This window comes from Syntrophus sp. (in: bacteria) (genome assembly GCF_040768185.1).
Classification (GTDB): domain Bacteria; phylum Desulfobacterota; class Syntrophia; order Syntrophales; family Syntrophaceae; genus Syntrophus; species Syntrophus buswellii.
This window is the reverse complement of the sequence record NZ_JAXGNC010000014.1, coordinates 14,637-35,672: the sequence shown is the minus strand read 5'-3', so window position 1 is coordinate 35,672 and position 21,036 is coordinate 14,637. Positions and strand designations below refer to the sequence as shown.

General features: G+C 57.9%; 22 protein-coding genes. 15 read left to right on the top strand and 7 right to left on the bottom strand.

The annotated features are described in order from the left end of the window. Window positions 1-33: 33 nt before the first annotated feature. Window positions 34-1,245: a PP2C family protein-serine/threonine phosphatase gene (locus AB3175_RS12230; protein ID WP_367361226.1), complete on the bottom strand. Its 1,212-nt coding sequence runs from the start codon at window positions 1,243-1,245 to the stop codon at window positions 34-36. Between the two features lie 566 nt (window positions 1,246-1,811). On the opposite strand from AB3175_RS12230, the gene AB3175_RS12225 reads away from it, so the two are divergent. Together AB3175_RS12225 and AB3175_RS12220 are read left to right on the top strand one after the other, a co-directional pair. Next, window positions 1,812-2,468 (top strand): hypothetical protein, encoded by a 657-nt coding sequence (locus AB3175_RS12225; protein WP_367361225.1) that lies wholly within the window; start codon window positions 1,812-1,814, stop codon window positions 2,466-2,468. A gap of 82 nt (window positions 2,469-2,550) precedes the next feature. After that, entirely contained in the window at window positions 2,551-3,081 is a 531-nt protein-coding gene (locus AB3175_RS12220) for an NUDIX domain-containing protein (RefSeq protein WP_367361224.1), read from the top strand. Here the strand turns inward: AB3175_RS12220 and AB3175_RS12215 are convergent. Genes AB3175_RS12215 through AB3175_RS12200 form a run of 4 tightly spaced genes read right to left on the bottom strand, consistent with a single transcriptional unit; the run spans window position 3,078 to window position 5,004 of the window. Continuing rightward, the gene (locus tag AB3175_RS12215; RefSeq protein WP_367361223.1) at window positions 3,078-3,257 is read right to left on the bottom strand and encodes a transcriptional regulator; all 180 of its coding nucleotides are present in this window, start codon (window positions 3,255-3,257) and stop codon (window positions 3,078-3,080) included. The genes AB3175_RS12220 and AB3175_RS12215 overlap by 4 nt on opposite strands. A gap of 49 nt (window positions 3,258-3,306) precedes the next feature. Next, complete coding sequence (locus tag AB3175_RS12210) at window positions 3,307-4,071, bottom strand: DUF169 domain-containing protein (RefSeq protein ID WP_367361222.1); 765 nt, start codon at window positions 4,069-4,071, stop codon at window positions 3,307-3,309. A 10-nt stretch (window positions 4,072-4,081) separates the two neighbouring features. Continuing rightward, a complete protein-coding gene (locus tag AB3175_RS12205) occupies window positions 4,082-4,708 on the bottom strand; it encodes an SOS response-associated peptidase (protein ID WP_367361221.1) in 627 nt (208 codons plus the stop codon). A gap of 56 nt (window positions 4,709-4,764) precedes the next feature. Then, on the bottom strand, window positions 4,765-5,004 hold the full coding sequence (locus AB3175_RS12200; protein ID WP_367361220.1) for a hypothetical protein: 240 nt from the start codon (window positions 5,002-5,004) through the stop codon (window positions 4,765-4,767). Between the two features lie 176 nt (window positions 5,005-5,180). On the opposite strand from AB3175_RS12200, the gene hisF reads away from it, so the two are divergent. From hisF to AB3175_RS12185, 3 genes are all read left to right on the top strand, one after another. Further along, window positions 5,181-5,945 carry an imidazole glycerol phosphate synthase subunit HisF gene (gene hisF, locus AB3175_RS12195; RefSeq protein WP_367361219.1) on the top strand — a complete coding sequence of 255 codons (765 nt, stop codon included), beginning with the start codon at window positions 5,181-5,183 and terminating at the stop codon, window positions 5,943-5,945. A gap of 18 nt (window positions 5,946-5,963) precedes the next feature. Further along, entirely contained in the window at window positions 5,964-6,506 is a 543-nt protein-coding gene (locus AB3175_RS12190) for a hypothetical protein (protein ID WP_367361218.1), read from the top strand. A gap of 90 nt (window positions 6,507-6,596) precedes the next feature. Continuing rightward, a complete protein-coding gene (locus tag AB3175_RS12185; protein WP_367361217.1) occupies window positions 6,597-7,385 on the top strand; it encodes an alpha/beta hydrolase in 789 nt (262 codons plus the stop codon). 295 nt (window positions 7,386-7,680) lie between these two features. Here AB3175_RS12185 and AB3175_RS12180 read toward each other — a convergent pair whose 3' ends face one another. Beyond that, window positions 7,681-7,986: a PilZ domain-containing protein gene (locus AB3175_RS12180; RefSeq protein ID WP_367361216.1), complete on the bottom strand. Its 306-nt coding sequence runs from the start codon at window positions 7,984-7,986 to the stop codon at window positions 7,681-7,683. A 320-nt stretch (window positions 7,987-8,306) separates the two neighbouring features. On the opposite strand from AB3175_RS12180, the gene AB3175_RS12175 reads away from it, so the two are divergent. The 6 genes from AB3175_RS12175 to AB3175_RS12150 all read left to right on the top strand — a co-directional run bounded on the left by AB3175_RS12175 (window position 8,307) and on the right by AB3175_RS12150 (window position 14,925). Then, window positions 8,307-9,374 (top strand): 3-isopropylmalate dehydrogenase, encoded by a 1,068-nt coding sequence (locus AB3175_RS12175; protein WP_367361215.1) that lies wholly within the window; start codon window positions 8,307-8,309, stop codon window positions 9,372-9,374. A gap of 259 nt (window positions 9,375-9,633) precedes the next feature. Next, the gene (locus AB3175_RS12170) at window positions 9,634-11,184 is read left to right on the top strand and encodes a 2-isopropylmalate synthase (RefSeq protein ID WP_367361214.1); all 1,551 of its coding nucleotides are present in this window, start codon (window positions 9,634-9,636) and stop codon (window positions 11,182-11,184) included. Window positions 11,185-11,266: 82 nt separating this feature from the next. After that, on the top strand, window positions 11,267-12,529 hold the full coding sequence (leuC, locus tag AB3175_RS12165) for a 3-isopropylmalate dehydratase large subunit (protein ID WP_367361213.1): 1,263 nt from the start codon (window positions 11,267-11,269) through the stop codon (window positions 12,527-12,529). Between the two features lie 87 nt (window positions 12,530-12,616). After that, complete coding sequence (locus AB3175_RS12160; RefSeq protein ID WP_367361212.1) at window positions 12,617-13,114, top strand: 3-isopropylmalate dehydratase small subunit; 498 nt, start codon at window positions 12,617-12,619, stop codon at window positions 13,112-13,114. 52 nt (window positions 13,115-13,166) lie between these two features. Beyond that, complete coding sequence (gene rtcA, locus AB3175_RS12155) at window positions 13,167-14,246, top strand: RNA 3'-terminal phosphate cyclase (RefSeq protein ID WP_367361211.1); 1,080 nt, start codon at window positions 13,167-13,169, stop codon at window positions 14,244-14,246. A 16-nt stretch (window positions 14,247-14,262) separates the two neighbouring features. Beyond that, a complete protein-coding gene (locus AB3175_RS12150) occupies window positions 14,263-14,925 on the top strand; it encodes a hypothetical protein (protein WP_367361210.1) in 663 nt (220 codons plus the stop codon). A 45-nt stretch (window positions 14,926-14,970) separates the two neighbouring features. Here AB3175_RS12150 and AB3175_RS12145 read toward each other — a convergent pair whose 3' ends face one another. Next, entirely contained in the window at window positions 14,971-15,426 is a 456-nt protein-coding gene (locus tag AB3175_RS12145; RefSeq protein ID WP_367361209.1) for a ferritin family protein, read from the bottom strand. Between the two features lie 615 nt (window positions 15,427-16,041). Here AB3175_RS12145 and AB3175_RS12140 point away from each other — a divergent pair. The 4 genes from AB3175_RS12140 to truA all read left to right on the top strand — a co-directional run bounded on the left by AB3175_RS12140 (window position 16,042) and on the right by truA (window position 20,954). Beyond that, the gene (locus AB3175_RS12140; protein WP_367361208.1) at window positions 16,042-18,477 is read left to right on the top strand and encodes a homocysteine S-methyltransferase family protein; all 2,436 of its coding nucleotides are present in this window, start codon (window positions 16,042-16,044) and stop codon (window positions 18,475-18,477) included. Window positions 18,478-18,542: 65 nt separating this feature from the next. Beyond that, on the top strand, window positions 18,543-19,130 hold the full coding sequence (gene pyrE / locus AB3175_RS12135) for an orotate phosphoribosyltransferase (RefSeq protein WP_367361207.1): 588 nt from the start codon (window positions 18,543-18,545) through the stop codon (window positions 19,128-19,130). Window positions 19,131-19,228: 98 nt separating this feature from the next. Then, window positions 19,229-19,948 (top strand): DUF3047 domain-containing protein, encoded by a 720-nt coding sequence (locus AB3175_RS12130; protein ID WP_367361206.1) that lies wholly within the window; start codon window positions 19,229-19,231, stop codon window positions 19,946-19,948. A 127-nt stretch (window positions 19,949-20,075) separates the two neighbouring features. Then, on the top strand, window positions 20,076-20,954 hold the full coding sequence (gene truA / locus AB3175_RS12125) for a tRNA pseudouridine(38-40) synthase TruA (RefSeq protein WP_367361205.1): 879 nt from the start codon (window positions 20,076-20,078) through the stop codon (window positions 20,952-20,954). The last annotated feature ends 82 nt before the right edge of the window (window positions 20,955-21,036 follow it).

Genomic DNA, 21,036 nt, shown 5'->3' with positions numbered 1-21,036 from the left:
AAGGGAAAATCGCCGGCTCCGGATCTCCTCTGGTCAGGCCGCGGGAATCCGTTTCTTAAACTCAAGCCCCAGGATGCTCACATCATCCCTGAGCTTTTCTCCCTGAGCGAAGCCCTCGATGGCCCGGACGATCTCATCCAGCATGGCACCGATGTCCAGTCCATGCAGGCTCTTCACAAGGGCGTGAAACCTTTCCTCCCCGAACAATTCCCCTTTGTCGTTCGTAAATTCAAACACTCCGTCCGTATAAATAATGATTTTATCCCCCGCTGAAAAGGCCTTATCCTCCTCCTCGAAGGGCAGGACCCCTCCCAGACCGATAATGGTCCCCCCCTTTTCCAGCAGTTCGAAGGTCCCATCGGCATGAAGAAGAATGGGAGGGGGATGGGCGGCGTTGCTGTAGACCAGATGGCCATGATGGATATCGACGATGAGATAGATGACGGTCAGAAACTTTTCAAAGCGCTCCCAGGGGTATTCCAGGTCCAGGGCCGTGAGCACTTCTCCCGGGGAGACAATTTCATAATCCGGCGTGCAGCCGGGCTTCTTCCTGATGGTGCATCCCATGTGGGGCTGAAGGGTCTGGGAAAGGGAAAACGTCACCAGGGCCGGGGGCACCCCATGTCCGCTGACGTCGATCATGTAAAACCCGAGGTGATCCTCGTCGAGGTGGATCACGTTGAAGATGTCGCCCCCGATCGTTTCGGAAGGCGTAAACTTCCACTCGATCTCCAGGTCTTCGTCCTTCCGGCTCTTTTCCTGCCTCTGCGGCAGAAGGCACTGCTGAATCCCGGCGGCCGCCTGGAGGTCTTCATCAAGTTTCTTCTGCTTTTCAAGAAGTTTGGCATTGGCCATATTCAAAAAATAGTCGCTGAACGCGAAGATGGTCCGGCTCAAACAGGCATTGAGGCTTTGCAGCGCCTCCAGCAGGGCATCGCCCGTCAACTCTTTCGCAAGGATCGGAATCAGGATCGTCCGGTAGATTTCAAAAGCCTTCTGGACTTCCGAAAGAGAAAAGCCGCCTTCCAGGCGCAGTTTGCAGACCTTGACGATGAAGGCGTCTACTTTTGAGAAGTCCCCCCGGACCATCGCGGCGTAGTTTGCTTCGCTGGCCTGTGATGTCGTTTGAAGAAGCTCTTCCAACGGGCGCCTGGCGTACCCGGAACTGACCTCTTCATGAAGGCGATGCGCCCACTTCAGGGCAATGTGATCTCTGTATTTTTGAAGTATATCGGCAAGGTTCATGATGCGTGACATGCCTCCGGTGATCGATGAAGGTTGGCCCGCCGGCCGCTGCCTTGCGCCGCGACGCTTTCATGAAAGCGGGAAACCGGACCGGGCAGGTGGCGCCATATCCGAAAGGTCAGCGATGGTGCGAAAGCCGGGGCCGCCGTAAAAAGAAAGTGTTCCCGCAAAATGCGGGGCCTGTTTCCGCTGGAGGAAAATCCCATTCCGGCTGATCGATGGAAAACGTGCAGACAACAGGGGTAAGAGGGTCATGAACCGGTGCACGTAATGGGGAGGTTATATTTATATGGAATTTTGAGCCTGCATGCAACAAAAACATGGGAAATTGCTTCCCGGCTGACCTTGGAGAACCGGTAATTTCCCGCCTGCAAGCCCTGCCATTCAGTTAATTGCCGATGTATTTTTTTCAGCGATTCTGATATGGGGGAACCATTCAACAATCAGATCGGATGCGCGCCGGGTTGATTCCTCCGCATACAGGACGGCGGGATTTGAAGAAGGGAGCGCCAAGGCGGGCTCCGGCTGCCGGCCGGAAGCCTTTCCGGCGGGGAGAGGACAGGAACATGCGCCAGGATGAAAAAAAGTATCGCGGTCTGATGATGGCTGCCATCTTCGGTCTGGTCGCCCTTCTCGCCTCCGTCCAGTTACTGGATCAACAAGCACTGAGGAGCCTCGTCAGGGAAAACGGGCCCATCGAAATAGCGTCTGCCGCCGGTTATGTTCTCGTCCTTTTGATCATGATCTTGAAGGGAGGCTGGGACTTTTTCAGGAAACACGCCTATCTGTTCGTTCTGGTCGCCGCCTTCGGCCTCAGGGAACTGGACTTCCATACGAGGTTCACAACCATGGGCATCTTCAAATCCAAGTTTTACCTGAGCCCATCGGTTCCCCTGCCCGAAAAGATGATCGGCGCCCTTGTCTGCCTGGCTCTTCTTGCCTGCCTGATCCTCTGCCTCCGGAAGCACTTGAAAACATTTCCCGCGAAGGTCAGAGAAGAGACGTCATCCATGAGCATCGGGGTCGCCCTGCTCTTCATGGCCGTCTCAAAGGGCGTTGACGGCCTGTCAGCCAAATTGAGCCGCCTGGGCCTGGAATTAACGGCGGCTCTTTCCCTGTCCTTCAGAAGCATGGAGGAAATCCTCGAATTGGGCATCCCGATGATGCTGATCGTTTCAACGCTTGCTTATTTCCGGAAAAGATCCGCTCCGCCGCGGTCGTAAGGGAAAAACCGGCGCAATGCATTCCGCGGATCAGGTGATACAAAATCTGTGATGAAACGGAAGGAGAAACCTGCGGCAAGGCATGGCGATCCACAACAGAAAAAAAAGCGCGGGCCTCCTTCTGTACCGGTACCGGAACTCCAGGCTGGAAGTGTTTCTCGTGCACCCGGGGGGACCGTATTGGGCAAAAAAAGATGAAGGGAACTGGTCCATTCCCAAAGGCGAATACTTCGAGGATGAGGATCCCCTGCCGGCCGCAACGCGGGAGTTCAGAGAGGAAACCGGCTGTGAAGCGGAGGGCCCATTTTTACGCTTAACGCCGAAACGGCAGGCCGGCGGAAAGATCGTCAGCGCATGGGCCTTCGAAGGCGACCTTGACGCAGCGGCCGTCCAAAGCAACACCTTCACGATGGAATGGCCTCCAAAATCCGGAAGACAGGCCGCATTTCCTGAAGTGGATCGGGCCGGGTGGTTTCCCATCCCGCTTGCAAAGAAAAAACTCCTCACAGGTCAAAGAGGATTCATCGACGAACTGTGCAGCATCCTGAACTATGACCCTTCCGGGGAGGATGAGCCCGGCGGCAGCGAGGGCCTTGCCCAGCCCACTTCTTAAACGGGCACGTAGAAACACCGTTTCGGCGATGAGATTTTCCTTTCCTTCCTGAGCGTTGCAAGAATCCTGGACACAGCCTCCTGGTCCATCCAGGCTTTCTCTGCAATGTCGCCGGACCGCATGGGCTTCCCCTCATTTGTCATCGCATTCAGAACAGCTTCTTCCTTTGTCTCCATGAATATCCCCTCCTACAGGGTTTTTCAGGACAGCTCCAGCAACGTCCGATCAGGGGCGATCCCCGGTCTTTTTGATTCGTCTGCGCACGCTGTTCCATGATCCGGTGATCAGGAAGCTCTCCTCCATGTTGTCCACCATGCGGACGAACTTTGGCCAGGGGACGGAAAAACTCAGCACATTGGAAGGAACATAAGGGCGCGCCGAAACATCAAACATTCCCAGAACGGCCCGGGGTTCGGGAGATTGAAGCTCCTGATAGGGATAGTCCACAATAGAGGCGCAGCCGGCGCCGAAAGGAGCAAAAACGCCGCAGGGGTCCGCCTGGTCGAAATTGGCCAGGGTGAACAGGCCGGAAAGGACATCCGGACAGGCAAAAAAGATCACCACGAGGGGTTGATCCTCTTCCCCCATCATGTCGATTCTTTTGAAGTGGATATACTCTCCAGGCGCCTTCCACGGCTTCTGGTGCCGAAGATGCTCTGTAACAAGCTCCGGAGACTTCTTGTATCGCTCCCCCTCCAGTTTGCCGGGAATGCCGCAGGATAGAAAATATTCAAAATCCGGGGCCAATGCGCTTTCAAAGCCGAGGTATCGCTTTCCCCCGAAGCAGCCGATGGTGCCTGCATCGAAGCACAAGGGCCTTCCCATGCGGACTTTCGCTAAATCTCCGATGATGCAGCGATGCCCCCTGGGAATTCTTGCCCTGTTTCTCCGATCTGCGGTATCGGAATAATAAAACCCGATGGGCAATTCCGCACCGGCAAAATATCTGGTCCATTTCTCCAAAAAGCGGTCTTGAAAGTTCCTGTCCATGAATAACCTCCTATCGGGCCAGTTTCATCACGCCCTCCTCCACGGTCATTTCCTCCGCGGGAAAGGGCTTCAGCAGGGACAGCAGCTGCTCCCCGTTCTGATTTTCAGGGTCAAGCCAGATCGAAGCGCCGTCCCTGCCCAGGATCACCGGCATCCGGTCATGAATCGGCGCTATCAATTCATTGGAGACGGTTGTGATGATCGTGCAGGTCTGAATCCGCTCCCTCTCTGGAGACAGCCAGCTTTCGTAAAGACCGGCAAATCCGAAGGGTCTTCCTGATTGAAGGCTGAAATAAAAGGGCTTTTTTGCCCTGTTGAGCTTTTGCCATTCATAGAATCCATCGGCGACGATCACGCAGCGCCTCTTCTGAAACGCGCCTCTGAAGCTGGGCTTCTCAGATACGGTTTCCGCCCGGGCATTGAACATCCGTCTGCCGATCGACGGGTCCTTCGCCCAGGGGGGGATCAATCCCCAGCGAAAATTGACGAGCCGGTTTTTTCCATGGCGAACGACAGCGGTCACCAGCTGGCCGGGAGAGATGTCCCTGCCCGTCCTTACGTCGCCCGATACTTCCTGAATATCGAAATCTCCGGCGATTTCGGAAAAATCAGCAAGGAGGACGAAGCGACCGCACATGGGTTATCCTCAATGTCCAGAGAATGAGTTGAAAGGATTGCGATTCGGCTGTTTCTTCAACAATCGGGCCAGCCGCCGATGACCACGATCCGCTTCGGCCCGGCTGTTCCCGGAAAGCCGTCGGCATAGGGGGAATTGGTTTCCGTCGCCGCGTGGTTGATCCGGTTTCTGGTCGCCAGCTTCGCGATCCGGCCGGCGGCAAAGAGATGCGGGGAGGGTCCCATCTCGAGTTTCTTCCTTGCTTCAGGCGCCTCCGGATCACGGGCCGGAACAGCGATGCTTCGTTGCCACTCCAAACTTGTCTTCCCGATCGAATCGCATCACCCCGGCTTTCATCTTCGGAATGCTACTATAAATTTCGGCAGATCTCAATTTTTCAAAACGTGAATCGTAGTATTTGATAAAAGAGGGATCACCGTGCTATGAAAATTTTTCGATCACTATAAAAGACACTGCGTGAGAAAGGAATAAAATGGAAACGATCAAGATTATGCCGTGCCTCGACATGAAGGAAGGCCGCGTCGTCAAGGGGGTAAACTTCGTAGGGTTGAAGGATGCCGGCGACCCGGTGGAGAATGCGGAATTCTACCAGAGCGAGGGGGCCGACGAACTGGCCATGCTCGATATTGCCGCAACCCTCGAAAACAGGAAAACGCGCCTGGAGTGGGTAACGAATGTGGCCTCGGTTATTTCCATACCCCTTACGGTCGGAGGCGGCATCGCAAGCCTTGACGATATCAGGCTGACCCTTGCAGCAGGCGCTTCGAAGGTGTCGATGAACAGCGCCGCCGTTCAGGACCCGTCCCTGGTAAAAAAGGCGGCGCTGGAGTTCGGCAAGGAGCGGATCACCGTGGCCGTTGACGCCCGTAGAAACAGGGAGATGCCGTCGGGGTTCGAGCTGGTGGTTTCCGGCGGAACAAAACCCGTCGGAAAGGATGCCATTGCCTGGGCCAGGGAGTGCCAGGATCTGGGAGCCGGGACCATTCTGCCGACCAGCATGGACGGTGACGGAACGCTCACAGGTTATGACCTGGAATTCACGAGGGCCATCGCCGACGCGGTCTCCCTGCCGGTCGTCGCATCAGGCGGCGCAGGGACGCTGGAGCATTTTTACGAAGGAGTGGTAAAAGGCGGGGCGCAAATCCTTCTCGCCGCCTCGGTGTTTCATTTCCGGACATTCCGCATACGGGAAGTCAAGGAGTACCTGCGCAGCAGGGGATTGAATGTGAACCTTTAAAAATTTGCGGTGATACCTATGATGGAAAAGTCAATCGAAGCAAAATCCGGCATCGAGCGGGCAGCGGAAGACCTCTTCAATTTCGCCGTGGACAGGGAAGACGTCAAGGCGCTGATGGCCGATCTTCACGAGGCGGCCGACATCAAGCGCGATACCGTCGAATACGAGCTGCACATTCTGAAAATCATCAGCGTGGGATGGGCCATCCCCTACTGCCTGGGAAACGCCCCGCAAAAGGACGTGATCGGCGCATGCTACTGGCAGGCTGTTCAGAATTTTTCTTCGAACCTGTCCGAAACCTTTGGACTGGTGGTCGGCCAGCCCATCGATTATTTTCAGATCCTCAAGGACCGCCTGGAGACCTACCTGAACGCCCTGCAGGAGCGGCCCGACGCCCCGGAACCGGCGGTGGTCATCGGACCGGAATTTGCCGGCGCCTGCGGCAATCGAAACGACGTCTTCACGGTCATGACGGGCTCCAGGATGTTTCTCGCCACCATCGCCAGCGTGAAGACATACCTTGAATCCCTGAACTGGAATGACAACATCGTATGCCATTGAACGGCCCCTTCCGGCCCCCATAAGCCGGAGCGGATCCAACGATTCGGCCGGGTGGGACGAAGGCCGCGAATTCGCCCCGGGTGAGGAATCATGAGCTCCATCGACATCCTCTCGGATTTTCATTCCCCCCCCGAGGAAAAGGGCCGCACCCTCCGCATTTACACCCCGGACGCCTGCGACGGCGATCCCGATGGGCGGTTTCCCGTTCTCTATATGCTGGATGGGCAAAACGTCTTCAACCATCCCGCATCGGCCCTTTACCACACCTGGTGCGCCAACAGCGCCATGGATCGCCTCATCGCCGAAGGCGGCCTGCGGCCCTGGATCATCGTAGCCGTAGATTCCTCGCCGGACCGGTTCTCCGAGTATTCTCCCTGGGATGAACCGGCGGTCGGCGCATCGGGACGGGGCTGGCTCTTTGCCGATTTCCTGGCCCATCACCTCAAGCCCTTCATCGACAGGACCTACCGGACCCTGCCGGAGCCCCACTGGACAGGGGTGATGGGATCAAGCATGGGCGGGCTCATGAGCCTTTTCCTGGGAAAGGCGTTTCCCGGCGTTTTCGGCAGGATCGGCGCCGTCTCCCCGACGATCATGTGGGCCGGCGGGAAAATCTTCCGGCTCTGGGACGCCCCGACAGGCCGCTGGATCAAGCTCTACATGGACACAGGGGATCAGGAACGGTACTGGCATGACAGTATGTTCCTGGATTACGTGGATGCCGCCGGACGCTTCCACAACCATCTCAAAGGGATCGGGATGCAGGAACACGAACTGCGCTACGTGGTGGAGCCGGGCGCTTTTCACAACGAGCAGGCCTGGCAGGCGCGACTGCCGCGCATCTTCTCCTGGCTGCTCGAGGATGCCCGCGGAATCTGATGCCGGGAGTTTTTCGAGTTCGGGAGGAATCCTTCGAAACGAGCAGCCGTGAAGGGGGCCTCGAGCCTGGACCATTTCCATGAATCCGCCCGGGAATCGGTGGGATATACAATTTACGGGGTCGCCGTCCGTTCCTGTGGGAAGGCCGCAACATCCGGAGGGCCGGATCTGAACGATTGCGTGGCAGGAGAATGCAAACCGGGGCGGTTTCGATCTTACGGACGGAAGGATGCGGGCGGTCATCTTGAGCAGGGTACTGTTCTTTTTCAAAACAGCCCCGGTTCTGAACTGGATTCTAGGGTTTACGCATGGGAGGGGTTTTATAATTGCCTGACAGATCAACCGCCACCGACCAGAAGGTTCCCTCCGGCACCACCCGAACCACTCTGCCGGTCAGGTCGATCCGGCCTCCTATTGCAAAGTTGGCGAAAACGGATACAATGTCCCCCACTGCGTGAGATTGCCCCGAAATAACGCACAAGCCGCCCACGGAAAAATCCACCAGACGCACAGACACTCCGTCGAGCTTGATTTCATCCTGCAGATGTCTGCTTTCTTCGTTACTGATCGTGTAACGTTGATAAACGCGTTTTTCCTTCAAATCTCACCCGGTTAGACAAACATACCGATAGGACAATCCCTATCGAGGAGCAGAGTATAGGGGTGAAGGGAGGGGATGTCAAGCCGGATTTCCCGCAGAAAACAGCTTCGAAGAGCGGATGGAACGGGGAGCGGACCCGTTTGAGCTGAACGGCCCGGAGCAGGATGGTTCATCCCGCAGTAAAGCGCATTCAAGAAATTGATATTTTTGATGATTCCTCACGTTGTCCTTGCCCGCTCCACCTGCCCGGTCATCAAAATTCTCTTGACATCGGACGGTAAGCCGTTTAACGAAATCAGTAAAAATTCGAGGAGGATTCCATGGGTACAGAATATCATGTCGGCGTGATTCCGGGCGACGGAACGGGACCGGAAGTCGTTGCAGAAGGCATCAAGGTGCTCAATGCCGCCGCCGATCGGTTCGGTTTCGGCCTTAAATATACCACCTATGACCTGGGCGGAGAACGCTACAAAAGAACCGGGGAAACCCTTCCGGACAGCGTGATCCGGGAGCTGAAGCAGCACCGGGCCATCTTTCTGGGCGCAATCGGCCATCCGGAAGTTGCACCGGGTATTCTGGAAAAGGGCATCCTGCTGAAGGCCCGCTTCGAACTGGACCAGTACATCAACCTGAGACCTGTAAAACTCTATGAGGGTGTGGATACGCCCCTGAAAAACAAGGGCCCCGCGGAGATCGATTTTGTCGTCGTCCGGGAAAACACCGAAGGGCTCTACGCGGGAGCGGGCGGCTTCCTGAAGAAGGGAACCGCCGACGAGATCGCCATCCAGGAATCCATCAATACCCGCAAGGGCGCTGAACGCTGCATCCGGTACGCCTTCGACGTCACCCGCAAGCGCAACAAGGGAAAGAAGCTGACCCTGTGCGGCAAGACCAACGTCCTGACCTTTGCCTTTGACCTCTGGGAAAGGACCTTTTACGAAGTGGCCAAGGAGTATCCGGATATCGCGACGGATTACGCCCATGTGGACGCTACCTGCATGTGGATGATCAAGAATCCGGAATGGTTCGATGTGATTGTCACGGACAACCTGTTCGGTGACATCATCACCGACCTGGGCGCCATGATCCAGGGAGGCATGGGCATCGCCAGCGGAGGCAACATCAATCCCGAGGGCGTTTCCATGTTTGAACCCATCGGCGGTTCCGCACCCAAATACACGGGGCAAAACGTCATCAACCCCCTGGCCGCCATCATGGCCGGCGCCATGATGCTCGATTTTCTCGGCGAGGCGCAGGCCGCGGCCTGCATTGAAGCAGCGGCGCAGAAGGCCATCACGAAAGATCTCCCCTCCCTCGATGCGGGGAAGATGGGCCGGGGCACACGGGAAGTGGGCGACCTCGTTTGCCGGTACGTTCTGGAACAGTAAGAGCATTCATTCCTTGACAACGGCGGCTTTTTATTTTACAAGAAGTTATCATTTTTGAAAGGGCTTAAAGACGTTGGAAGATAGAAGAAAAGCCGATATCCTTTTAGACAGCCTGCTGCTTTTGGGCCTCGCCCTTCTGCGCCTTTCTTTCAATCGCCCCTTGTTTTTAGGTCATTCGTAAACGAAAAAAAAAAGAACAAACCTAAAGGCCATGGGCGGCAAGCTCATGGCCTTTTTTAATTTCAGGGAAGGAGTCTTTATGGAATCGACAGGGAAGAGAATCTATATTTTTGACACCACGCTGCGCGATGGGGAACAGTCCCCCGGATCCAGCATGAACCCCACGGAAAAGCTCCGGATCGCCCGGCAGCTGGAAAAGATGGGGGTGGATATCATCGAGGCCGGCTTTCCCATCGCGTCCGAAGGCGATTTTCTTTCCGTCCAGCAGATCGCACGGGAAATCCGGGGCGCACAGATCGCCGGTCTTGCCAGGGCGAACAACGAGGACATCGACCGGGCATGGGCGGCCATTCAGGATGGCGCCAATCCCCGCATTCACACCTTCATCTCGTCTTCGGACATCCACCTGAAATATCAGCTCCGGAAGTCGCGGGAACAGGTTCTGAAAGAGGCGATTGCAGCCGTGGAGAGGGCGCGGGGCTACACGCCCAACGTGGAGTTTTCCCCCATGGATGCCACCCGGACGGAACGAAGCTATCTCTGTGAAATGGTCGAGGCGGTCATCGCCGCCGGGGCGGCGACCGTCAACATCCCCGATACGGTCGGATACGCCGTCCCCAGTGAATTCGGGGCTTTGATTGCCCATCTTTTTGAAAAGGTCCCCAATATTTCCCGGGCGGTCATCTCCGTGCACTGCCACAACGACCTCGGCCTGGCCGTGGCCAACTCCCTGGCCGCCATCCTGAACGGAGCCCGCCAGGTCGAATGCACCATCAACGGCATCGGGGAACGGGCGGGAAACACGGCCATGGAGGAAGTGGTCATGGCCCTCCGGACCCGGAAAGACCTCTTCGGTTTCACGACGGGGATCAACACGGAAAAAATCTACCAGTCCTCCCGCCTTCTGACCCAGATTACAGGCATCCCCGTGCAGCCGAACAAGGCCATCGTGGGGGCAAACGCGTTTGCGCACGAATCCGGCATTCACCAGGACGGGCTGATCAAGGAAAAGATCACCTACGAGATCATGACACCCCAATCCGTCGGCATTTCCGACTCCCACATCGTGCTCGGCAAGCACTCCGGACGCCATGCCGTCCAGGAGCACCTGAAGAAGCTGGGCTTCAACCTCACCGATACGGAGCTGAACAAGGTGTTCGTCCGTTTCAAGGAGCTGGCCGACGCCAAGAAAAACGTTTTCGATGAAGACCTGGAGGCCATCGTCTACGAAGAACTCTACAGGGCCGAGGATAAGTACAAGCTCATTTATCTCAGTGTCGTCAGCGGCAACATCGCCATCCCCACCGCCACGATGCAGATGGAGGTCGACAAGGAGATCGTCCAGGATGCAGGCTTCGGCGTCGGCGCCGTGGATGCGACCTTTGATGCGATCCGGAAAATCACTCGGACCAACTACGATCTGCTCCGCTACGCCGTCAACGCCATTTCCGGCGGTACGGACGCCCAGGGCGAGGTGACGGTCCAGCTCAAGTTCAACGGCCGCAACGTCGTGGGTCACGGGGCCGATCTTGATGTCATCGTAGCTTCCGCCAGGGCCTACATCAATGCCCTGAACCGTCTGGAGTTCCTCAAGCGGGACCCCGACAAGATCAAGCCGGAATACGAGTAGGAGACATTTGTTCGGCTTGAATTAAGCAGCGTTTTGCGATATCAGGATAAACTCAAAATCCTTCAACTGGAGAGAGAAAATCATGGGAATGACCATCACGGAGAAGATCCTTTGCCGGCATACCGGCCTTGATGAGCTGCACCCCGGAATGCTGATCAATGCAAAGGTGGATATCGCCCTCGGAAATGACGTCACGGCCCCGCTTGCAATTGAGGAATTCCGCAAGGCTGGCGGAAAGAAGGTGTTCGATGAGGACAAGGTGGTCCTCATTCCGGATCACTTTACCCCCAACAAGGACATCAATTCCGCCGCCCAGTGCAAGATCATGCGCGACTTTGCCCGGGAGCAGGAAATTACCCACTACTACGAAGTCGGGGAAGTGGGCGTGGAACACGCCCTTCTTCCGGAAAAGGGCATCGTCCTGCCCGGTGACCTCGTCATCGGGGCGGACAGCCATACCTGCACCTATGGCGCCCTCGGGGCCTTCGCGACCGGCGTGGGCAGCACGGATCTGGCCGCGGCCATGCTCACGGGGGAAGCCTGGTTCAAGGTCCCGGAAACGATCAAGTTTGTTCTTTCCGGATCGCTCAATCCCTGGGTCTCGGGAAAGGACCTGATCCTCTACATCATCGGACAGATCGGAGTGGACGGCGCCCTCTACAGGGCCATGGAGTTCACAGGCGAAACCGTCGCCTCCCTGACCATGGCGGACCGCTTTACCATTGCCAACATGGCTATTGAAGCGGGCGGGAAAAACGGCATCTTTGCCCCCGACGACATCACGGAAGCGTACGTTCAGCCCAGGGCCAAGCGCCCCTACACCGTTTATGCCTCCGACGCCGACGCGTCTTACGCCCAGGTGATGGAGATCGATGTCGGCAGGATAGAGCCCCAGGTAGCCTTTCCCCATCTGCCGTCCAACACGCGGGGAATCAGCGAAGTGGGCCATGTGCCCATCGATCAGGTCGTCATCGGATCGTGCACCAACGGCCGCATTGAAGACCTGAGGACGGCGGCCGCCGTGCTGAAAGGGCGCCGGGCCGATCCGCGGGTCCGGCTGATCGTCATTCCCGCCACCCAGGAGGTCTACAGAGCGGCCATGAAGGAAGGGCTCTTCGACATTTTCCTTGATGCCCATGCCGCGGTGAGCACCCCGACCTGCGGCCCCTGCCTGGGAGGCCACATGGGGATCCTTGCAGCGGGAGAACGGGCCGTCGCCACAACCAACCGCAATTTCGTAGGACGCATGGGACACCCCCGCAGCGAGGTCTATCTGAGCAATCCCGCCGTAGCCGCCGCATCGGCGGTTCTGGGAAGGATTGCCGGCCCCGACGAATTGACCTGAAATCATCTCATCCTCGGGAAGCCCCGCCCAAGCTCTTCCGGTTAGAGGCTTCCGGAAACGATTCAAGACCCTGGAAGGATAACGCCAATGAAATTTCAAGGAAAAGTATGGAAATTCGGGGATAATATCGATACGGACGCCATCATTCCGGCCCGTTATCTGAACACCTTTGATCCGCAGGCCCTTGCCGCCCACTGCATGGAGGATGCCGATCCCGACTTTCCCCGGAAGGTGAGGCCAGGAGACATCATCGTCGCCGGCGAGAATTTCGGTTGCGGTTCCTCACGTGAACACGCCCCCATCGCTATCAAGGCAGCCGGCATCTCCTGCGTGATCGCCAAGAGCTTCGCCCGGATTTTCTATCGGAATGCCTTCAACATGGGGCTGCCTATTTTCGAGTCCCCGGAGCTTTATGACCGGATCGCTGAAGGCCGGTCCGTGACCGTCGACGGAGATTCCGGAGTCATTCTCATGGAAGGAGCGGAAGCGTCGCCGCTTTCCATCGAACCGATTCCTCCGTTCATGCAGGAGCTGATTGCCGACGGGGGACTCATGCAGCACCTCGCCCGCAAAAGCAGAGGTTAAGCGCCTTTCTGCCGGGCCGCAAGCGCCAGGTTCTGAAAAAGAGCAGCATACGATGATCGAGATCGACGGCAGTCGGAAATCGGGATCAGGAACCATCGTGCGGGACGCCGTTTCCCTTTCCGCCCTCGTCATGGAGGACCTCTCCCTGATCAACATCCGGGCGAAGCGGCTGCCGAAACCGGGTTTGAGAGCGCAGCATCTCCGGGCCATCGAAGCCATGGCCGAGCTCTGCCGGGGCCGCCTGGAAGGGGCGTCGCTCGGGGCCGGGGAAATCCGATTCTTTCCGGGGCGGACGATTCGAGGAGGCTCATACGACTGGAACATCGGCACCGCCGGTTCCACCACCATGCTCTTCCTGGGCGTCCTTCCCCTTGCCCTGTACGCCGACCGACCGTCCCGTTTCCGGATAACGGGGGGACTCTTTCAGGACTTCGCACCGTCCGTCTATTCCCTGCAGCATGTCCTGATCCCCTTGCTGAAACGGATGGGAGCGGACATTGATCTGCGCATTCTCCGCCCCGGTTACGTCCCCAGAGGGCAGGGGGAGATTGCCGTCGACGTGAAGCCGCTGAGGCGCCCTCTTGCCCCGCTGACCCTCACCGAACCGGGAAAGCCCACGGCTTTTCAAGGCGTCGCCTTGTCTTCTCTGCTCCAGGAGCGCCGAGTCTCGGACAGGATGGCGGATGAATGCCGGAAGAACCTGGAGGCCCGAGAATATTCAGTGCGAATAGACCCCCTTTACGATACGGAGGCATCCCCTGCCTATGAACAACCGGCCGTCCAGGGGGGAGCAGCCCTGGCGCTCTGGGCGGAAACCGACACGGGATGCCTGCTCGGCGCCGATTGCGCTGGAGCCCCGCGCCGCAGTTCGGAGTTCATCGGCAGGAAAGTCGCCCGGACGCTGATGGAAACCCTGAAGTCCGGAGCCACGGTCGATGTTCACGTAGCGGATCAGATCATCCCCTTTGCAGCCCTGGCCGAAGGCTGGAGCTCCTTCAGAATTCCGGAGGTCACCGATCACATTGATTCCCGACTCTGGATGGTGGAGACATTTCTGGGGGCCCGGACGGAACGTTCAAACCGCACCCTGCGGATCCGGGGAATCGGGTACCGGCGATCCTCAGCTTCATGAAAGGAGCCCCAATTTCGTGTCCGCGAAAGAACATGCCCCCCTTCGGAATGATGGGCTGCGTATCGACTTTGAAACCATCCGGATCGACCTGCCCAGGGAATCGATCTACCGGCGGCTGGGCTACCGGCGTGATGCCACCCGGATCTCTCCTCAGCAGTCCGCGGAAATCGAGAGTTACATGGAAGAGGCGCGGTCCCTCATCTGTCTGAAAGGGACCGTTCTGCGTCTTCCAATAGCTGAAATCTCACCGTCCCGGGTCGTTCTAAAGGGTGGAGTGGCATTTGAGAGCCGTCACCTGGCCAGATTTTTTGACCGTTGTCGGGAGGCGGCCCTCCTGGGGGCTACCGCCGGTTCGGCGATCATGGAGGCTATTGCCGATGACGCCGCCGGGCGTAATGTGACCCGGGCCGTCGTTCTGGACGCCACGGCCAGCGAGATGACCGATGCCGCACTGGACTGGATCCTGGGGTCTCTGCGCCCTTCTCTGCGCCGGGAAAACAAGATGTTCCTTCCCCGGCGCTATTCCGCAGGTTACGGAGACTTTGCCCTGGAGAATCAGAGGACGATTTATCGCCTGCTGCAGTTGAACCGGTTCGGCGTCATCCTCACCGAAAGCTGCCTCCTCGTCCCCGAAAAATCCGTAACGGCCCTCACGGGCATCCGGGACGTCGCCCCGTGAGGGCGGACGGCGGCCGCACACCTTTCAGGGCAGGGGCACCGTTCCTTACCACACCTCGGGGAAAGCCATATTGGTATAGAGGTCTTCCAGCTTCGCCTTGTGGGATTGTTCCATCGACGCCAGGTTGTCAAAAATATTTTTCTGCCCTGCGTCATCGCTGGCCCGGGAGAATCCGAGGTACATGTTCATGGCGTCCTCTTCCTTTTTCATGGCCAGCGCAATGGCGTCAACAGGCTTCATCTCCATGGATAATTTCGGCCTCTCGACGGTTTCGGACACTTTGTAGTCCGGGCCGGATTTGAACTTCATGGTCCGCGACTCATCGGTGAGAAAACCCTCCAGCAAGGCGCGGTGCCCACGTTCCTCAGCAGCCAGATGACCGAAAATGGTCTTCAGATTGCCGTCCGCCGTTTTGTCGCACACGTCCTGATAAAACGTCGCCGCCTCTATTTCCCTCTCTATCGCCATGTTTAAAATCTTCTTGTAGACCTCTGATTCCATGCTCTTCTCCTTGTGCTTTTTTAATTTCCACTCAATCACCCCATTCAATTCCAGCCGGCGCTCCCGGCAGCGATTCGAACAGTCCCTGCCATCAAGGTCAGGGATGGGCCGGCATCTCCAACAACTCGTCAATCCTCTGGACGGCTGACACTCCTCCGTCTGCCCCCCCGATTTTGCAGGCACAAATATAGACGCATCGGGCGGTTGTGTCAATCCAATGCTGATCCGAAAATCTGCCCGATAAAAAATAGGGTGATTGCCGGGATTCGAATATGCTATAACCACTGTCACGCCTGCATTGGTTCCGGTTGATGCCGCAGGGATCAACGCCCATTGCTCGCTTTGCCGCGGTACCGCGCCGCTTGGCGGCTGGGAAGGAAAGGCAGACGGGCACGGAAGGGTTGTTCCGACGGGGGTGTTGCCACTTACCCTCCTGCCGGAACATATGCGGCACACCGGATGCGTTCGATCAGGAAATATCTTTCTCTGGAATCCTTTTTCTCATCGTTCACAAGGACAAAAGGTTATTGACAGGGCCTTCCCCGGCAGGCTAAATACAAACCCCTGAAAGATGACAGAATTCAGCATACGACATCTACTCTGGAACGTAACCTCATGAAATCCAAAGAAGCAATCCGCCGCCTTTTAAAAAAGAAGATCCTCATCCTCGACGGCGCCACGGGAACGGAGCTGCAGAAACGGGGTATGCCCCCCGGTGCCTGCCCTGAATTGTGGTGCCTGGAACATCCGGAGACCCTGTCGGAAATCCATAAGGCGTATGGAGAGGCCGGTGCGGACGTGGTCTACACGGGCACCTTCGGAGCAAACCGCTATAAGCTTGCCCAATATGGAAACGCCCATCGCGTCCGGGAAATCAACCGGGAGCTGGCCGGGATCGCCAGGCGCGCCGTCGGCCCCGGGGTCCTTCTCGCCGGCGATATCAGTTCAACCGGCCATTTTGTGGAGCCATTCGGCGATCTCCCCTTTGAAGAGGCGGTCGCCGCCTTTTCGGAACAGATCCTGGGCCTGGCGGAGGGCGGAGTCGACCTTTTCATCATTGAAACCATGATGGACATTCAGGAAGCGCGCGCCGCACTCCTGGCCGTCAAGGAGACCTGTCCGGCCTTTACGATGGTTACCCTGACCTATGAAAACGGGGGCCGCACCCTCAACGGCACCGATCCGGTCTCCGCCCTGATCACCCTGCAGAGCCTTGGGGCCGATGCCGTGGGCTGCAACTGCTCCACCGGACCGGAAGACATGCTCCCCTTGATCGAGGCCATGAAACCTTACGCAACGGTACCCCTGGCGGCCAAGCCCAACGCGGGTCTCCCCCGGCTCGAAGGGGAAGACGCCTTCTTCGATATGGACGCCGCAACCTTCGCCGGTCACGGCCCGGCCTTCGCCGCCGCGGGCGTCAATCTGCTCGGCGGCTGCTGCGGGACGACACCCGATCATATCCAGCGACTGGCCGAATCGCTGAAATCCACCCAGCCCCGTCCCCCGGTTCGCAAAGCTTTGAGCGCCGTGAGCTCAGCCCGGAGATACCGGCTCCTGGAGAGCGGCACGCCCCTGGTCATCGTCGGCGAACGCCTTAACCCTACAGGGAAGAAAGCCCTGCAACAGGAGCTCCTCGCAGGCCGTATGTCCCTGGTCCGGCAGATGACCCGCGAGCAGGAGCAGCTGGGGGCCGATCTGCTGGATGTCAACGTCGGCGTTCCCGGCATCGATGAAGAAAAAACAATCCGGAACGTCCTCGCCCTGCTGTCCATGGCGACGGAGCTGCCGCTGGTCATCGATTCGGCAAGGGTGGAAATCGTGGAGACGGCACTGCGCCTTTACCCGGGACGGGCCCTGATCAATTCCATCTCCGGGGAAAAGGAAAAAATGCAGCGCCTCCTGCCCCTGGCCGCCCATTACGGAGCCATGTTCATCCTCCTGCCCCTGGCCGACGGAGAAGTACCCGAAAGCGCCGACCGGCGGATCGCCATCGTCCGGGACGTCTACAGAAAGGCGCGGTGCCTGGGTTTTTCAAAGGAGGACATGGTCGTCGACGGCCTGGTCATGACGGCCGCCACCAATGCCAATGCGCCGGTGGAGACGCTCAAGACCATCGCCTGGGTGACCAGCCGCTTCAAAGCCAAGACCATCCTTGGCATCTCCAATGTGTCGTTCGGCCTGCCGGAGCGCAAATGGCTCAACGCCTCTTTCCTGGCCATGGCTCAGCTGTCCGGACTGACGATGGCCATCGCCAATCCGTCCATGGAAGAACTCATGTCCATCAAGCGGGCCGCCGATGTCCTGACAGGCGTGGACGCCCAGGCCGCACGCTATATCGCCCATTCCGCCAGGGCGGCGGAAGTCCGGGAACCGGAACCCTCGACGGCTCCAACGCCCCGGACACCGGAGGAAAAGCTCCGGACAGCCGTTCTGGACGGCAACCGCGACGACATCGCGGATCTGGCGGAAACGGCCCTCACCGCAGGCTTGGAAGCCCGAAGCATCGTCGATGACCTGCTCATTCCGGCCATTGTCGAGGTGGGAGACCTTTTTGACCGGAAGATTTATTTCCTGCCCCAACTGATCGCCAGCGCCGAGGCGATGAAGAAGGCCCTGGAGGTCCTGGAGCCGAGGCTGCAGGGAAGCGGAACGTCTGCAGGGTCCAAGGGGACGATCGTCATGGCCACGGTTCAGGGCGACATCCATGATATCGGGAAAAACATCGTCGTCCTGATGCTTAAAAATCACGGATACCAGGTTCTCGATCTCGGCAAGGACGTTTCCACGGAAAGGCTCCTGGAGACGATCCGGACAAAAACCCCGGATGTCGTGGGACTGTCCGCCCTGATGACCACCACCATGGGCTCCATGAAAACGGCCATCGAGCAGGCAAGAAAGGAAGGGCTGACCTGCCCCTTTCTCATCGGAGGGGCCGTGGTCACCCGCTCATATGCGGAGAACATCGGAGCGGCGTACGCCAGGGACGGCGTCGAGGCGGTCCGGGTTGTCGAGCGGCTCCTGAAGAATGCAAAGCAGGAGATTTTGACATAGGGCCGGGTCGGACCGGTTTCTTCAACCAAGGACAACACGGCACAAATCTGCCGGGAGAGGAAGACATGAGCACACCGGAAGCCAGAAAACAGCGCCTCATTGAAATCATTCTGGAAAAATCTTTCAAGTACAGCGACGATCCCCCCTTTACCCTGGCCTCCGGGAGAAAGAGCGCGTATTACTTCAACTGCAAACCCACGACGCTCAACCCGGAGGGCATGAACCTCATCGGCAGTCTGCTGGCGGATATGCTGACTGATGCGAAGGTCACCGCTGCCGGAGGGCTGACCCTGGGAGCCGATCCCCTGGCCGCCGCCCTGGCCGTCATTTCCCACCAGAGGGGAAAGCCCATCAAGGCCTTCATCGTCCGCAAGGATGCCAAGGGGCACGGGACGAAGAGCGCCCTGGAAGGGGATGTTCAAGAGGGAGAACGGGTTGTCATTCTCGACGACGTGATCACGACGGGGGGCTCCACCATCACCGCCATCGAGCGCGCCCGCGAGGCCGGACTGGTCGTCGAGCGGGTCATTGCCCTGATTGACCGCGAGGAAGGAGGCCGCGCCAACATCGAAGCCCTTGTTCCCCGGGTCGATGCGGTCCTGACCCGCACAGAAATCATGGAACAGTATTCAGGAAAATCATCCGTCTCCTGAGCCGGTTCAGCCCCGGTCGGCCGCAGGCGACTTTTCAAGAAGACACTCGGTCCATCGTAAGAGATGGTTCCACCTTCTTTGCAGACAGGAAGTTCTTATTGAAATTCAAAAAAACCACGGGCATTCTCTGCCTGCTTGTTGCCATGGTGTTTGTCCTCACCGGATCGGATCCGGTCAGGTCGGAAAAAACAGGGTATATCGCTGCCGCCCGCTTCACCGGCCTTCCGGTGAAACCAGGCGTGCCTCCCGGGTGGATTCTCGACAAAACAGCCGGGCGCCCGGCCCTCGGTCTCAGGAAGAACGGGGATGCGGTCTTTCTTCATCTCGTCAGCGAAGGACATTCCTCATTCGGCATTAAGAAGGAAGTTCAGGTTGATATCCGCCAATACCCCTACCTGACCTGGCGCTGGAGGGCAAAGCGGCTCCCGAAAGGCGGTGACGTCCGGCAAGGCAGCCGAGATGACCAGGCCCTTCAACTTTACATCGCTTTTCAGCCCCTGGGATTTCCGGCAAAACTCACAACACCCGTTATCGGCTATATCTGGGACAATGAAGCCCCGAAGGGCTGGATGGGCAAAAGTCCCAAGTTCGGCGCAGACAAGGTTCGCTATATCGTAAGCCGCAATGGAACCGACGCGCTGGGTACGTGGTATACAGAAAAACGCAATATCTATGAAGATTACCAACACCTTTTCAGGGACATCGCGGCAGAAAAACCCATGGGACTGACCCGGGGGATCGGCCTGTACATTGATTCTCAGGACACGAGAAGCCGCGCAGAGGGAGAGATCGGGGAAATCTATTTTTCAAAACGCTGAGTGTTTTTACAGGCGAGTGATAGCCGGGGCCTTTTCAGAGAATCGACATCGGCTTTGAAAAGGGATTTGGGGAAGCCGGAAAAAGGCGGCCGGGGGATCTTCCCGTCCGGCGGAAAGAGAAAAGACGTTGCGGAAGGGAAAATCATCGGCAGAACGGAACGGCAGGGGAACAACCCCGGCAAAATACAAGCTGGTTCTGGAATATGACGGAACGGGATACAGCGGCTGGCAGATGCAGAAAAATGCGCGGAGCATCCAGGAAACCTTAATTCGCGCTGCCGAAAAGATCCTCGGAACCCGCGTCGACATACAGGGTGCAGGCCGAACGGACGCCGGTGTTCATGCTCTCGCCCAGGTCGCTCATCTGGAAACCGCCCGGAAAATGCCTCCAAGGAAGCTCCTGGAAAATCTCAACGACGCCCTTCCTTCCAGCATCAACATCCTGCAGGTTGAGGAGGCCGGCCCCCTTTTCCATGCCCGGCACTCCGCCCAACTCCGGAGCTACCTTTACGTTCTTTCCGGTCATCGCACCGCCTTCGGAAAGCGCTACGTCTGGTGGATCCGGGATCATCTGGACCTGAAGAAGATGCAGGCCACAAGCCAACTTTTTACCGGATTCCAGGATTTCGCATCCTTTGCCGACAAGCGTCTCGACCGGCAGACGTCCACGCAGGTCAAAATCCATGCCCTGGAGCTGCAGGCGCTGGGAGACCTCGTCTTCTTCCGGGTGACCGGTTCCCATTTTCTCTGGAAAATGGTCCGTCGGATGGTTGGCGTTCTGGTGGAGGTGGGGCGGGGGAATCTTTCCCTCCAGGATGTCCGGCAGATGCTGCAAAGCCCATCGGATGAACCGGCCCGTTTGACGGCGCCGCCCTCCGGCCTTTTTCTGGAACAGATCTTCTACGAGGGGGACACCCCGAAACCTCTTGCTCTCCCATTGACGCCCTGGTTTGCCATCGGTCGCCGTCCATCAAGGGGATCCGACGATGTCTCATCCCCCGGTTAGGCCGGATTTCAAGGCGCCCGGAACAAGGGGCAAGACGAACGGCAGGAGGCGATGGGGAGCTGTTTCCCGGTTTTAGTCCCCT

Coding starts and splice junctions, on each gene's coding strand:
- AB3175_RS12230 (WP_367361226.1), bottom strand. CDS start 1,245: ATGAACCTTGCCGATATACTTCAAAAATACAGAGATCACATTGCCCTG.
- AB3175_RS12215 (WP_367361223.1), bottom strand. CDS start 3,257: ATGGAGACAAAGGAAGAAGCTGTTCTGAATGCGATGACAAATGAGGGG.
- AB3175_RS12140 (WP_367361208.1), top strand. CDS start 16,042: ATGAAATCCAAAGAAGCAATCCGCCGCCTTTTAAAAAAGAAGATCCTC.
- AB3175_RS12145 (WP_367361209.1), bottom strand. CDS start 15,426: ATGGAATCAGAGGTCTACAAGAAGATTTTAAACATGGCGATAGAGAGG.
- AB3175_RS12160 (WP_367361212.1), top strand. CDS start 12,617: ATGAAATTTCAAGGAAAAGTATGGAAATTCGGGGATAATATCGATACG.
- AB3175_RS12225 (WP_367361225.1), top strand. CDS start 1,812: ATGCGCCAGGATGAAAAAAAGTATCGCGGTCTGATGATGGCTGCCATC.
- AB3175_RS12185 (WP_367361217.1), top strand. CDS start 6,597: ATGAGCTCCATCGACATCCTCTCGGATTTTCATTCCCCCCCCGAGGAA.
- AB3175_RS12190 (WP_367361218.1), top strand. CDS start 5,964: ATGATGGAAAAGTCAATCGAAGCAAAATCCGGCATCGAGCGGGCAGCG.
- rtcA (WP_367361211.1), top strand. CDS start 13,167: ATGATCGAGATCGACGGCAGTCGGAAATCGGGATCAGGAACCATCGTG.
- pyrE (WP_367361207.1), top strand. CDS start 18,543: ATGAGCACACCGGAAGCCAGAAAACAGCGCCTCATTGAAATCATTCTG.
- AB3175_RS12210 (WP_367361222.1), bottom strand. CDS start 4,071: ATGGACAGGAACTTTCAAGACCGCTTTTTGGAGAAATGGACCAGATAT.
- hisF (WP_367361219.1), top strand. CDS start 5,181: ATGGAAACGATCAAGATTATGCCGTGCCTCGACATGAAGGAAGGCCGC.
- AB3175_RS12205 (WP_367361221.1), bottom strand. CDS start 4,708: ATGTGCGGTCGCTTCGTCCTCCTTGCTGATTTTTCCGAAATCGCCGGA.
- AB3175_RS12220 (WP_367361224.1), top strand. CDS start 2,551: ATGGCGATCCACAACAGAAAAAAAAGCGCGGGCCTCCTTCTGTACCGG.
- AB3175_RS12170 (WP_367361214.1), top strand. CDS start 9,634: ATGGAATCGACAGGGAAGAGAATCTATATTTTTGACACCACGCTGCGC.
- AB3175_RS12175 (WP_367361215.1), top strand. CDS start 8,307: ATGGGTACAGAATATCATGTCGGCGTGATTCCGGGCGACGGAACGGGA.
- leuC (WP_367361213.1), top strand. CDS start 11,267: ATGGGAATGACCATCACGGAGAAGATCCTTTGCCGGCATACCGGCCTT.